Raw genomic sequence first — 13,001 nt, 5'->3', positions numbered from 1 at the left:
GGGCGAGTGGAAACGGAAATTGACCATCCGTTCCCGGTCACCACCTGCGCTTCCGGTCGGCCCTCGCATCCGCATCGCGGTGAATTGCCATGGTCTGCACGCACGATGGACCGCCCCCTCCGTGCGGCGCGGAGGGGGCGGTCCGGTTCGGGTTCGGTCTGCCGGGAGGGGCGGCTGCCCTACTTCGGGGCGCCGATCGCCTTCCCGTCGGGCGAGACGGCGAACCAAGTCCCGCCGACACCCTGGCCGTTGACGTCCCCGGGCGACTTGTCCCCGGAGAAGGTGTAGAGGGGCCAGCAGTTGATGGTCATCTGCTTGACGCCGTCGGGCCGGGTGAAGGGCATCATGCCCTTCGTCAGCACGCCCTTGGTGTCGTTCACGGCGACGGGGGCCACGGCCGGCCACTTCTCCAGGCAGGAACCGGTGCAGGCGGAGACCGACTTCGGCCACGCCTGGTCCTTCGAGAAGCGGTAGACCGTCATGCCCTTCCTGTCGACGACGACGTCGCCCAGTTCGGTCTTCTTCACGGACAGGCCCGGCAGGTCCGTCAGCGCGGCCTTCTTGCCGTCGGCCGCCAGGGCGAACCACTTGTCGTTCACGCCCTGGCCGTTGGCGTCGCCGACCTCGGTGTCCTTCGCGTAGCGGTACGCGGGCCAGCCGCCGATCGTGAGCTGCTTGGTGCCGTCGGAGCGGGTGACCTCGCCGAGCAGGGACTGGTCGATACCGGGGCCGGCGGCGGCGTCGTCGGCGGGAACCGGCGGCCAGGCCGTGGCGCAGTCGCCGTCGCAGTTGGACGTGGGCGGCTGGGCCGTGTCCGCGTCGAAGCGGTACAGCGTCATTCCGGCGCTGTCGGTGACCACCTTGCCCAGCTTCACATTGGTGGCGACCGTGAGCTGCCCGGCGGGCTTGGGGGCGGCCTGCTGGCCGTCGGCGCCGTAACCGTTGCCCGCGGCGCTGCCGGTGGCGGTGCCCGCGCTCGTTCCGGCGCTGCCGAATCCGCCGGCCTGGGCGGTCGCGCCCACATTCTGGCTGCCCGCCGAAGGGGCGCTTTCCTGACCGCACGCCGTCGTCAGCGCCAGCACGGCCGCGGCCGCCGCCACGAGTGAGGCGCTCCGCCAGGAGGTGTTCATCGTCAACTCCCCATAATCCTTAAAGGGTGTTGCAGCGCCCTACTGCGCCGCCGCACGACACTGGGTACGGACGGCACCGGCGGTTGTGTTCAACCGCGTCGGCGATTTCTTTCCGCGACCCGGGACACGCTTCGCGCCACCCCGTACGCGCGTACCCATCGGCGGCGCCGCACCGTACCGCCGATCAAACCCTCCGACCTGCGGCTTCCCACCTTCGGGGCAATCCGCGCCCACCGCGGCGTGCCCCGGTCCGCGACAGCTCATGATCTCGCTCGTGCAACGACCCGAACCGACGCGATCCGCCCTGATGCTGCGGGTGTTGGCGCCGGCACTGCTGGCGTGGACGTGTGTGGGCGGAGCCGCCCCGGCCGCGGCCGACGCCTGCGCGTACGCCTCCACGGGCCCGGACGGCATGGAGGCGGTGGCGGTGGCCGGCGGCTCCTGGCCCTCACTCACGCCCCTTCCACCGCCGTGCCGACGGCCGACGCCGACGCCGACGCCCAGCCCGAGCCCCACCCCGACGCCCACGCCCACCCCGACGCCAACGCCGACACCCACACCGCCTCCACCGCCCGAGCCCCCGCCGCCACCGAAGCCGAGGCCCACCCCCACTCCCAAACCCCCGCCACCCCCGCGCCCGGCCCCGGCAGCCCCGCAGGCCCGGCCCGCTCCCCCACCGCCCCCGCCCCCGGCACCACCTCCGCCACCGGCCCCGAAACCGGCCCCCGAGCCCCGTCCCAGCCCGTCCGTGGCGCCGGTGACCTACCCGCGCCACCACGCCCAGCCGCACCGGCCGACCCCCCGGCGCAGTCCCTCGCCCCTCACCTACGTCCTGCTCATCGCGGTGCCCGCACTGGCCGCCGTGGCCGCGCTCCGCCCGCGCTGACCCCTGGAGGAATCCTTTGTCGGAATGGCTTGTTCTCCTGCTCGCGATGCTGGCCGCCTGTGCGGTGGTCGTGGTCATCACCCTCCTGCGGCACCGCACGAAGGCCGTCGACGACGATCCCACCGAGACTCCGGACGTCATCGAGTACATGACCATGTGGATCGGCGTGGTCTACGCGATCGTGCTCGGTCTGGCCATCGCCGGTGTCTGGGAGGCGCGCGTCGCCGCCCAGGACCATGTCCAGGCGGAGGCCCAGGCGCTGCACGAGGTCTCCGAACGCGTACGCGTCTATCCGGCCGACGTCCGCGACCGCATCCGCGCCGACGTCGACGCCTACGCCAGACACGTCGTGACCACCGAGTGGAAGACCATGGCCGACCACGGCCGTGTCACCCGGCGGGGCGACGAACTGATGGAGCGCGTCCGCGCCGACGTCACCGATTACCAGCCCAAGACGGACTTCGAGGCGCAGGCCTACCAGCCGCTGGTGGACCAGGTGGCCGCCGCCTCCCAGGCCCGCACCGCGCGCGCCGGCTCCATGGGGGCGACGATGCCGGGGGTGGTGTGGTTCGGGCTGCTCTCGGGGGGCGTCATCACCATCGGCATGGTGTTCGCGCTCCAGATCCGGCGCACGAAACGGGAGCTGATCCTCGCGGGGCTGTTCTCCGCGCTGATCACCTTCCTCCTCTTCCTGATCTGGGACTTCGACGCCCCCTACAGCCGAGGCGTCTCGGCCACCGCCGGACCGTTCCTCGACCTGTTCCCCCATCTGACGCGGTGACGTGACCCGTGGATCCCCTGGGCGGCGCAACCGTTGCCCCGTTCGCCCGGGTGCGATCGCGCCGGAGTGCGCATCTCCCTAGCGTTTTGCTCAGCGAGGCGCATATCCGGCACAGGCGGAAGAGGTCCGCTGCTGCTCCTCGGGGACCGGAGGACCCATCATGCGCGTAACAGGTGTTGTCTCGGCCGCACTGCTGGGCGTCTGCGCCCTCGCCTTCTGCGCGCCGGCCGCCGTCGCCAGTGGCGGTGACAACCACTTCTACGGCAACGGCGACGGCCGCTCGTACGGAGGCGGCGGCGGTGACGAGGGCCGCTACTCCGGCGGGGGCGGGCGCTCCCACGGCGGCGGCAACGGCCGTTCCGGCTACGGCGATGACGACGACGAGGGCCGCTTCGGCGGACGCGGCGGCGGATCGGATCACTACCGGCACGGCGTCCGCGCGGGCGTGGGCGGGACCGCGGCGGGTTTCGACCTGAAGCAGATCGGCATGGGCACCGCGCTCGTCGGCGGCTCGCTCGGCACGGCGTACTGCCTCTCCCGCCGGCGCACCGGCGCGCAGGGCGCCGCCTGACCGCGTCCGCTCCCCCGGACGGGCCTTCGCCCCGGACCACTCCAGGTCCGGGGCGAAGGCCTGCCGGTGCACGCGGAAGCCCCCCGGTGCGCGCGGGCCGGGGACGAAGACCCCGCGGGCACGAAGAGATCCGGCCCCGCACAGGGAGCGGGGCCGGATCCGGGGGGCGGGGCCGTCAGGAGCGCTTGTCGGAGCGGCGCCGCATCCAGAGGACGCCGCCGCCGACCGCGCCCGCGGCCATCAGCCCACCGCCGATGGCCATGTCGGCCGGGGTGGCGCCGGTGGTGGTGCCGCCGCCCACTCCGCCGCGCACACCGCCGACAACCGTGAAGGCTCCCGCCCGGGTCAGCCGCCGGCCGTTGCAGTCGACCGTGATGTCGTACGTCCCGGGACGGGCGTCGTCGCGGATGGTCACGACACCCTGCGCGCGCTCGCCGGCACCGTCGAACGGCCGCACCGTGGCCCGGGAGAACACGTTCGACGACATGGTCCCGCCGTTGCGGCAGCCGTCGATCGTGACCACCAGCTGACCGCCGCGGGCGATCACACCGGGCGTGGGCACGATGTTGTCGAAGCCGGCCGGACCGTGGCCGAACGCACCGCCGCGACCGACCGCACCGCCGCCGGGGCCCACGCCCGGACCGCCACCGGGACCTACGCCGGGACCCGCGCCCTCGCCTCCCTTGTCACCGAAGCCACCCACGCCACCGAGCCCACCGGGACCACCAGGTCCGCCCGGACCGCCGGGACCGCCGGGACCGCCGGGACCACCGGGACCGCCCCAGCCGCCAGGACCGCCAGGACCGCCGAAGCCGCCGACTCCGACCCCCGGACCGAAGCCGGGGAACTCGCCGAACCTGTCACCCCGGCCGGGACCGCGCCACTCACCGAACCCGCGGAACTCACCGAACCGGTCCCCGGGGCGACCGCGGAACTCGCCGAAGCCACGGAACTCTCCGAACTCTCCGAAGCCGCGGAACTCTCCGAAGCCGCCCACCCCTCCGGGCCCCGGCCCGAACCCGGGGCCGAATCCGAACCCGGGGCCGACCCCGGGACCGAACCCGAACCCCGGGCCCACTCCCGGCCCGAATCCCGGACCCACTCCCGGTCCGCCTCCGGGTCCGCCACCTGGACCACCTCCTGGGCCGCCTCCTGGGCCACCTCCGTGGCCGCCCAGCACGCCGCCGTCCCATGTCACACCGGGCACATCGCCGCCCTTCGCCACGGCCGCCGGGGCGGCGAGCCCGACCGCGGCGACCGCCGCGGCCAGCACCACCAGGGGGGCCGAGGGGGCCGAGAGGGTACGAGCAGTACGCATGTGATCCTCCGTGGAAGGCGCCCCGGGGACCCGTACCCGGTCGATCGGCGAGAAAGCACCTCCCGCAACCGACCCTCGGACGCACTCCACGCGGGCGCATTTCGGGGATGGTCCGTCTCGGTGAGCGAATCCGCCGGTACTTTCACCCCATTGAAGATCGACGCAGGTCACGGACCGTCAGAAATGACCCTTCCGGACCGCCTCGGATGGCGCACGGGAAATCCGCCCCGCCACCCGTTCGCATGCGCCGCGTCGCCGGTTGCGCGCGCCGGACTTAGCGTTCTCGCATGCGCGACTGGCGCGGCGGCGGCCGGGTCGAGAGGGGTTGTCGAATGTCCGCGAGAGAGCTGACCGGATTCATCGAGGAGGAGCGGGAGCCACAAAGGAAGCGTGCGCCGTGGGGCGTGATAGCGCTGGCCCTGCTGACCGGACTCGCCCTGATCCGCAACGGCTCCGGTGAGTTCGACGTCGGCCCGCCCCAGCCCGCGACGGCGGCCGCGCCGGACATCAGGCACACGCCGCTCCCCACGCTGACGGGCCTTCAGCCCGTGACGCGCTCGGTGCCGGACCGGATCAGGATCCCGGTGATCCAGGTCGACGCGCCCGTCACACCGGTCGGCGTGGACCCGGACGGCTGGGTGGCCGCGCCGCCGCCGGAGGACCCGAATCTGGCCGGGTGGTTCAACGGCGCGGTCACACCCGGGGAAAAGGGCACGTCGGTCGTCGTCGGCCACGTGGACAACAAGGCGGGACCCGCCGTGTTCTACGGGCTCGGCGCCCTGCAGAAGGGAAACCGCGTCGAAATCGACCGGCAGGACGGAAAGACGGCCGTGTTCGAGGTGTACGGCGTCGAGGTGTTCCAGAAGGACGATTTCCCCGGCGACCGTGTGTACGGCTCGAAGGGAACTCCGGAACTGCGGGTCATCACCTGCGGAGGCGGTTACACGAAGCAGACCGGATATCAGGGGAACGTCGTCGTGTTCGCCCGCCTGGTCGAGGTCCGCTGAGCGGACCCCGGCCGGGCGGGCGGCGGGCCGTGCGCGCGGCCCGGCTCAGGTGTACTGCCGGCGCGGCACGGTGAAGTGGCGGCCGTCGTCGAGGAGCTTGGGCAGGTACTTGCGCAGCGCGCGGACGGTCTGCGAGCGGTCGCCCCCGGCGTCGTGGGAGAGCACGACGACCCCGGGGGCGGCGCCGCTCTCGATCCGGCGCACGATGGCGCCGGTGCCGGGCGTGGTCCAGTCGAGGCTGTCGACGCTCCAGGCCAGCGGCTCCATGCCGAGTTCGGCGTTGAGCTTGAACACGTCGTGGTTCCAGGCGCCGTAGGGAGCGCGGAACCACAACGGCCGTTCCCCGTAGGCCTTCTCGATGACGTCGCTGGTGCGTTCGATCTCGCTGCGGATGCCGCGGCGGTCGAGCTGGGTGAGCAGCGGGTGGCTCCAGGTGTGGTTGCCGACGACGTGTCCCTCGTCGGCCATCCGGGCCAGCAGGTCCCTGTTCCAGTCGGCCATCTCCCCGCAGACCATGAAGGTGGCCCGGACGTCGTACTGGGCCAGGATGTCCAGGACGTGCGGGGTGAACTCGGGGTGGGGTCCGTCGTCGAACGTCAGCATCATGGTGTCGCCGCGTCCGGAGAAACGCAGGATCGGCGAGGTCCGCACCTTGGCCGGCAGCGGCATCGCCCGCTGCGGGGCGTCGCCGGCCAGGGGGCTCAGACGGTAGGCGGAGGGTTTGAGGGCGCTGCGCGCCCCGGGGCCCGCCGCGGGGGCGGGCGGTACCGGTGTGTCGGAGGAACCGGAGAGCAGCAGACCGGCTGTGCCGGCCGCTCCCGCCGCTCCGAGCGCGACGGCGCCGGCGAGCAACGCCCGGCGCCGGGTGAGCAACTGATCCTTCTTCATGAGTCATCAGTGTCCGGGCGTTGCGCCTCTCCCCCGGGACGGCGCGACGAAAGCACCCGCCCGGCCCAGCGCCCGGCGGCAGTTGTGCGCGGGTGCCCCGGCCAGGCGTCTCAGCGGCGGCGCACCAGCGGGAACGGCAGCGACTCACGGATCGTCAGGCCGGTGAGGAACATGACCAGCCGGTCGACGCCGAGGCCGAGGCCGCCGGTGGGCGGCATGGCGTACTCGAGGGCGTCGAGGAAGTCCTCGTCCAGTTCCATCGCCTCCGGGTCTCCCCCGGCGGCGAGCAGGGACTGGGCGGTCAGCCGGCGGCGCTGTTCGACGGGGTCGGTGAGCTCGGAGTAGGCGGTGCCCAGTTCGGTGCCGAAGGCCACCAGGTCCCAGCGTTCGGCGAGCCGCGGGTCGGTGCGGTGCTGCCGGGTGAGCGGGGAGACCTCGGTCGGGAAGTCCTTGTAGAAGACGGGAGGTCCGGTGCGCTCCTCCACCAGCCGCTCGTACATCTCCAGGACGATCTCGCCGGGCGTGTCGTCCGCGGTGTACGGCACGCCGGCGCGGTCGCAGTGCCGGCGCAGTGCCTCGGTGCCGGTGCCCGGGCCGATCTCCTCCCCGAGCGCCTCGGAGATCGCGCCGTGCACGGTCCTGACCGGCCAGGGCCCGGAGATGTCGTACGCCGTGCCGTCCTTGTGGGCGACCGGGCGGCCGAAGGCTGCGGTGGCGGCGCCCTGGATCAGCTCGCGGGCGAGGTCGAGCATGACGTCGTAGTCGGCGTGGGCCTGGTAGGCCTCCAGCATCGTGAACTCGGGGTTGTGCTTGGCGGAGACGCCCTCGTTGCGGAAGGTGCGGCCCATCTCGAAGACCTTCTCCAGGCCGCCGACGCACAGGCGCTTCAGATACAGCTCGGGGGCGATGCGCAGGTAGAGGTCGAGGTCGTAGGCGTTGCTGTGGGTGGTGAAGGGCCGGGCGTTGGCGCCGCCGTGGATCTGCTGGAGCATCGGCGTCTCGACCTCCAGGAAGCCGCGGTCCAGCAGTCCCTGGCGCAGGGCCTGTACGGCGGTGGAGCGGATGCGGACGACCTCGCGGGCCCGGGGGCTGGTGACCAGGTCGAGGTAGCGCAGGCGCACCTTGGCCTCGGGGTCGGCCAGTCCGCGGTGTTTGCCGGGCAGCGGGCGCAGGCACTTGCCGAGCAGCCGCCAGGAGGTCACGAAGACGGTGGGTTCGCCCTGGTCGCTCCGTCCGGCCCGGCCGGTGGCGGTGATGTGGTCGCCGATGTCGGTGTCGGCGGTGAAGCGCTTCAGGGCGGCGGGCCCGGTCCGGTCGCGCGTGAGGGCGAGTTGGTGGTCGCCCGACCAGTCGCGGAGCACGACGAAGACGATGCCCCCGAAGTCACGGACGAGCAGGACGCGGCCGGCCACGGTGAGCTGCTCCCCTTCGCGGACCTCGGCGAGGGTGTGGGTGCGGGTGTTCGTCCCCACCGGGTAGGGGTCGGTGCCGGCGGCGCGCAGCCGGTCGAGTTTCGCGTGCCGGACGCGGACCTGTTCGGGCGGGCCGGGGCGGGCCCGGGCGGCCCCGGCCCGTGAGGCCGCGTCGAGTCCGAGCGCCGTGAGCGGGGGCAGGCCCTCGGTGGTGGCCGGGCGCGGTCCGGTGCGGGGGTGGGCCGGGTGGCCCTTGCCCCAGAGCTTGCGCAGCGAGGGTACGGCGACGAAGCCCTCGGCGATGCCGGAGGCCAGGCCGATCCGGGCGAGGGAGGCGGTCTCGCCGTAGCAGATGAACCTCGGGTACCACTCGGGGTGGTACTTGGCGTTGGACCGGTACAGGGCTTCGAGCTGCCACCAGCGGGAGAAGAACAGCAGCAGGCCGCGCCACAGCCGCAGCACCGGTCCTGCTCCGATGCGGGCGCCCTCCTCGAACACCGAGCGGAACACCGCGAAGTTCAGCGAGAGGCGGCGTACGCCGAGTTTCGGGGCGGCGGCGCAGAGTTCGGCGACCATGTACTCCATGACACCGTTCGGCGCGGCGCGGTCCCGGCGCATCAGGTCGAGGGAGGCGCCGTCGCGGCCCCAGGGCACGAAGGACAGCAGGGCGAGGAGCCGGCCCTCCGTGTCGAGGGCCTCGACCAGGAGGCAGTCTCCGTCGGCCGGGTCGCCCAGGCGGTCCAGCGCCATGGAGAATCCGCGTTCGGTCTCGGTGTCGCGCCAGGCGTCCGCCTTGTCGACGATCTCCTCCATCTCGGCGTCGGTGAGGGTGGAGTGCCGGCGGATGCGGCAGGTGGCGCCGGTGCGGCGGACGCGGCGCACGGCCTGCCGGGTCACGCGCATGTCCCGGCCGTCGAGGTCGAAGCCGGCGACGTGCACGATCGCCTCGTCGCCGAGCTGGAGGGCGTTGAGCCCGGAGCGGGCGTAGGCGCGGGCGCCCTCCTCGGAGGCGCCCATGACGGCGGGCGCCCAGGCGTAGCGGCGGGCGACGTCCAGCCAGGCGGCGATGGCGTGCGGCCAGGCCTCGCGGTCGCCGACGGGATCGCCGCTGGCCAGGCACACGCCGGTCTCGACGCGGTAGGTGACGGCGGCCTTGCCGCTGGGTGAGAAGACGACGGCCTTGTCGCGGCGGGTGGCGAAGTAGCCGAGGGAGTCGTCCTCGCCGTAGGCCTTGAGCAGGGCGCGGATGCGGGGTTCCTCGTCGCCGTGCAGGGCCGCCTCCAGGCGCTGCGAACGGAACAGTGCGGCGGCGGCGTTGAGCAGGGCGAGCGCGCCGAACAGGCCGAGCAGGAAGGTGACCGTGCGCGGCGGGCGGCCGGCGAAGTCGCGGGCGGAGACGAGTCCGCCCAGGACGCGGTTGGCGGACCAGGCCAGGTGCAGGCCGGGGGGCAGGGTGCCGGGCAGGAGCGCGACCAGGCCCCAGCCGGCCAGGACGGCCACGGCGAGGCCGGCGGCCAGCACGGCCAGCGCCCGCCACCAGGCGCCGCGGCGGGAGGCGGCGTAGAACTCGCCTCTGGCCGCGATCAGCAGCACCAGGGCGAGGCCGCACAGTACGAGGGACGGCGCCGACTCGGTGTACTCGCCGGCCGCGAGGCCGACGACGTCGCCGAGGATCACCAGACCGAGGTAGCCGACGACGAGCCACCAGGCGACCTTCTTGCGGGCGGCGGTGGCGCCGGCCAGCAGGACGAGGAAGACGGCGTAGGCGAGGTTGACGCTGACCGGGACGAGGAGCAGGTCCAGGACGCGGACGACGGGGTGGAGCAGGACCCGCAGCGGGGCGATGAGGTCGAGCAGCGCGCACAGCACGGCCAGAGCGCCGAAGAAGGTGGCGAAGCCCTGCGGCACCCTGCTGAGGAGGCCGTTCCCGCGCGGCGGCCGGGCGGGGTCGGCGGCGCCGCGGGAGGGGGTGGCGGCGGTCATGGTTCCGACTGTAGGAACAGGGGCCGCGGGGCGCAGTTCGAGCGCCGACCCGGGCGGCGTTGGGAACCGGGGATTCCGATAGCCTCGCACATGTGACGGAACAGCACGAGCAGCACGAGCAGCACGAGCGGCACGCGCACCGGTTCGAGCGGGGCACGGACGGGCCGAAGGTCATCGTGGCCGGCGTGGACGGCTCCGAGTCCTCGTTGCGGGCCGCCGCGTACGCCGCCGGTCTCGCCCGCCGGCAGGGCTCGCTGCTCGCTCTCGTGTACGTGCAGCCGATGCTGACGGCGGGGGCGGCGCTCGGGGCGCCGGTGGCGGAGACGACCGACGAGATCGCCGAGGACCTGGTGCAGTACATCCGGGAGTCCGCGCAGCGCCTGAAGGGGATATTCGAGGTCCGCTGGGAGTTCCACACCTTCCGCGGCGACCCGTACAACGGGCTGGTGACGGCCGCCGACGAGCTGCGGGCGGACGCGGTGGTCGTGGGCGCCTCCGAGCAGGCCGGCCACCGGATCATCGGCTCGGTAGCGGTCCGTCTGGTGAAGGCGGGACGCTGGCCGGTGACAGTCGTTCCGTAGGTCCTCTCCCGGTGTCCGGACACCGCGGCGGGCGCCCGCCGGGCGGCGCCGGATCCGTGCGTGGCGTCTTCCGTGCCCCGCGGTGTCTGGGCCATCATGATCCTGCGTCAGCCGTTTGCCTTCCGTGAAGAGGTGAGACGCATGGCCGGGCTCCGGATGGGTGAGGGCATTCTCCGCCGCAAGCCCATCGAACACATCGAGGAGACGGAAGCCGGCGAAGGACCACGCCTTGAGAGATCACTCGGGTTGTGGCAGCTGACCGCGATCGGTGTGGGCGGCATCATCGGCGCGGGCATCTTCACCCTCGCCGGCACGGTGGCCAACGGTACGGCGGGTCCCGCGGTGCTGGTGTCCTTCCTGATCGCGGGTGTCGCCAGCGCGGCGGCGGCCCTGTCGTACGCCGAGTTCGCGGGCCTGATCCCGAAGGCGGGCTCCGCCTACACCTACGGCTACGCGGTGCTCGGCGAGTTCGCCGGCTGGTTCATCGGCTGGGACCTGCTCCTGGAGTACACGGCGATCGTGGCGGTGGTCGCGATCGGCATCTCCGGCTACTTCAGCTTCCTGGTCGGGGACATGGGCGCGCATCTGCCCGCCTGGATGCTGGGCGCGCCCGGCACCGGCGCCGGGCACCGGGTCGACCTGTTCGCGGCGATCCTGTGCCTGCTGATCGCCTGGCTGCTGAACCTCGGTATCCGCAGCGCGGCCCGCTTCGAGACGCTCGTGGTGGCGCTGAAAGTGGTCGTGGTGCTGGTGGTGATCGTGGTCGGCGTGTTCCACATCAACACCGCCCACTACCACCCGTTCTTCCCCTACGGCGTCGGCGGTGCGTTCACCGGTGCGGCGACGGTGTTCTTCGCGGTCTTCGGCTACGACGCGATGTCGACGGCGGCCGAGGAGTCCAAGGACGCGCAGCGGCACATGCCGAAGGCGATCATCTACTCGCTGGCGATCGCGATGGTGCTGTACGTGGCGGCGTGCCTGGTACTGACCGGCATGCAGAACTACAAGGACATCAACAAGGAGAGCGGCTTCTCGACCGCGTTCAAGTCGGTGGGGCTGAGCCGGCTGGCGGACGTGATCGCGGTGGGCGCGATCATCGGCATCCTTACTGTCATGTTCACGTTCATGTTGGGAGTGACCCGGGTGTGGTTCGCCATGTCCCGGGACGGGCTGCTGCCCAAGTGGTTCGCGAAGACGCACCCCACGCGGCACGTGCCGACGCGGGTGACGTGGATCGTCGGGGTGGCGTCGGCCGCCATCGCGGGGTTCCTGCCGATCGCGGAGGCGGCCGAACTGACCAACATCGGCATCCTGCTGGCGTTCGTGGTGGTGTGCACGGCGGTGATCGTGCTGCGCTACCGGCAGCCGGACCTGCCGCGCGGCTTCCGTACGCCGTGGATGCCGTTCGTGCCGGCGCTGGGTGTCGTCTTCTCGCTCTGGCTGATCACGTTCCTGAAGTGGGAGACCTGGGTGCGTTTCGCCGTGTGGTTCCTGATCGGGTGCGTGGTCTACTTCGGGTACTCGTACAAGCGCTCGGAGCTGGCCCGGCGTTAGGCCCTGCGTCCCGCCGGGGACCCGCACGGGCCGGGAGCCGGGGAGGCGTTCAGCGGGGCGGTAGGCCGCGGAGGAAGTCCGCGACGATCCCGTTGAACTCCTCCGGCTTCTCCAGGTTCGGGTAGTGGGCGGTGCCCTCGATCGTGACGGAGCGGCCGTCGGGGACGGTGCGGGCGAGGCGTTCGGCCTCGGCGAGGAGGTCGGGGACGTCCAGGGAGCCGTTGACGGCGAGCAGGGGGACGCCGATCTTCGGCACGCGCTCCCAGGTGCCGGTCAGGGGCACGTGCCAGTTCTTCTCGTCGGCGGTGTGCTTGGACAGGGTGTGCAGGGCCATGTCGCGCAGTCGGCGCAGGATGTCCTGGTCCATGTCGTCCAGGGTGCGGTGCGGGCCGGGCGCGAAGCGCAGGAAGGACGCGAGCCAGCCCTCGATGTCACCGGCGCCCAGGGCGCGGGCCGACTCCGCCTGCGTCTGCCGCGCCCAGGGGTCGGTGTACTGGAACTCACTGGTCGCGGCGCCGCAGGTGACCACCCCGCGGACGAGTTCCGGGTATTCGAGCACGGTGTCGGTGGCGATGGCGCCTCCCATCGAGACGCCGACGAGGGCCACCGGGCCGGCGTCGAGGTGGCGCAGCAGCGCGGCGAGGTCGTCGGCCCAGCGGAACGGCCCGGTCGCGTTGGCGGACCGGCCGTGGCCGCGTACGTCCGGGGCGATGACCCGGAACTCGGCGGCGAGGGCCGCCGTCGTCGCGTCGAGGACGCGGTGGTCGACCCAGCCGGAGTGCAGCAGGACCACCGGGTCCCCGCTGCCGGTGTCGAGGTAGGCGAGGTCACCGTCGGGGGACGGCGCGAAACACAGATCCGCAGCGGCATTCATGACAACCAGGGTGTCA

Annotated in this window: 11 protein-coding genes; 6 read left to right on the top strand and 5 right to left on the bottom strand. The window is 72.7% G+C overall.

Going from position 1 to position 13,001, the window contains the following annotated elements; genetic code table 11:
* Positions 1–179 precede the first annotated feature (179 nt).
* On the bottom strand, positions 180–1,130 hold the full coding sequence (locus ACIP4X_RS16680) for an SCO0930 family lipoprotein (RefSeq protein WP_391454735.1): 951 nt from the start codon (positions 1,128–1,130) through the stop codon (positions 180–182).
* 757 nt (positions 1,131–1,887) lie between these two features.
* Between ACIP4X_RS16680 and ACIP4X_RS16675 the strand changes: the two genes are divergently transcribed.
* From ACIP4X_RS16675 to ACIP4X_RS16665, 3 genes are all read left to right on the top strand, one after another.
* Positions 1,888–2,016 (top strand): hypothetical protein, encoded by a 129-nt coding sequence (locus ACIP4X_RS16675; protein ID WP_358729866.1) that lies wholly within the window; start codon positions 1,888–1,890, stop codon positions 2,014–2,016.
* A gap of 16 nt (positions 2,017–2,032) precedes the next feature.
* Positions 2,033–2,797, top strand: coding sequence for a DUF4239 domain-containing protein (locus ACIP4X_RS16670; protein ID WP_358729867.1), 765 nt, complete (start codon positions 2,033–2,035; stop codon positions 2,795–2,797).
* A gap of 160 nt (positions 2,798–2,957) precedes the next feature.
* Positions 2,958–3,368 (top strand): hypothetical protein, encoded by a 411-nt coding sequence (locus ACIP4X_RS16665; protein ID WP_358729868.1) that lies wholly within the window; start codon positions 2,958–2,960, stop codon positions 3,366–3,368.
* Positions 3,369–3,543: 175 nt separating this feature from the next.
* Here the strand turns inward: ACIP4X_RS16665 and ACIP4X_RS16660 are convergent, their stop codons facing one another.
* Complete coding sequence (locus ACIP4X_RS16660) at positions 3,544–4,071, bottom strand: hypothetical protein (protein WP_391454599.1); 528 nt, start codon at positions 4,069–4,071, stop codon at positions 3,544–3,546.
* A gap of 947 nt (positions 4,072–5,018) precedes the next feature.
* Between ACIP4X_RS16660 and ACIP4X_RS16655 the strand changes: the two genes are divergently transcribed.
* On the top strand, positions 5,019–5,693 hold the full coding sequence (locus tag ACIP4X_RS16655; protein ID WP_358729870.1) for a class F sortase: 675 nt from the start codon (positions 5,019–5,021) through the stop codon (positions 5,691–5,693).
* A 45-nt stretch (positions 5,694–5,738) separates the two neighbouring features.
* On the opposite strand, the gene ACIP4X_RS16650 is transcribed toward ACIP4X_RS16655, so the two are convergent.
* On the bottom strand, positions 5,739–6,581 hold the full coding sequence (locus ACIP4X_RS16650; RefSeq protein WP_358729871.1) for a polysaccharide deacetylase family protein: 843 nt from the start codon (positions 6,579–6,581) through the stop codon (positions 5,739–5,741).
* 110 nt (positions 6,582–6,691) lie between these two features.
* A complete protein-coding gene (gene lysX, locus ACIP4X_RS16645) occupies positions 6,692–9,976 on the bottom strand; it encodes a bifunctional lysylphosphatidylglycerol synthetase/lysine--tRNA ligase LysX (protein ID WP_401348900.1) in 3,285 nt (1,094 codons plus the stop codon).
* Positions 9,977–10,068: 92 nt separating this feature from the next.
* Here lysX and ACIP4X_RS16640 point away from each other — a divergent pair, with 92 nt between their 5' ends.
* Together ACIP4X_RS16640 and ACIP4X_RS16635 are read left to right on the top strand one after the other, a co-directional pair.
* A complete protein-coding gene (locus tag ACIP4X_RS16640) occupies positions 10,069–10,557 on the top strand; it encodes a universal stress protein (protein WP_391454601.1) in 489 nt (162 codons plus the stop codon).
* 141 nt (positions 10,558–10,698) lie between these two features.
* A complete protein-coding gene (locus tag ACIP4X_RS16635; protein WP_358729874.1) occupies positions 10,699–12,111 on the top strand; it encodes an amino acid permease in 1,413 nt (470 codons plus the stop codon).
* Positions 12,112–12,160: 49 nt separating this feature from the next.
* Here ACIP4X_RS16635 and ACIP4X_RS16630 read toward each other — a convergent pair whose 3' ends face one another.
* Positions 12,161–12,985, bottom strand: a complete 825-nt coding sequence (locus ACIP4X_RS16630; RefSeq protein ID WP_391454602.1) for an alpha/beta fold hydrolase — start codon at positions 12,983–12,985, stop codon at positions 12,161–12,163.
* Positions 12,986–13,001: the final 16 nt, after the last annotated feature.

The organism is Streptomyces sp. NPDC088817 (assembly GCF_044750345.1).
GTDB lineage: Bacteria > Actinomycetota > Actinomycetes > Streptomycetales > Streptomycetaceae > Streptomyces.
This window is presented reverse-complemented; position numbering and strand designations above follow the sequence as displayed.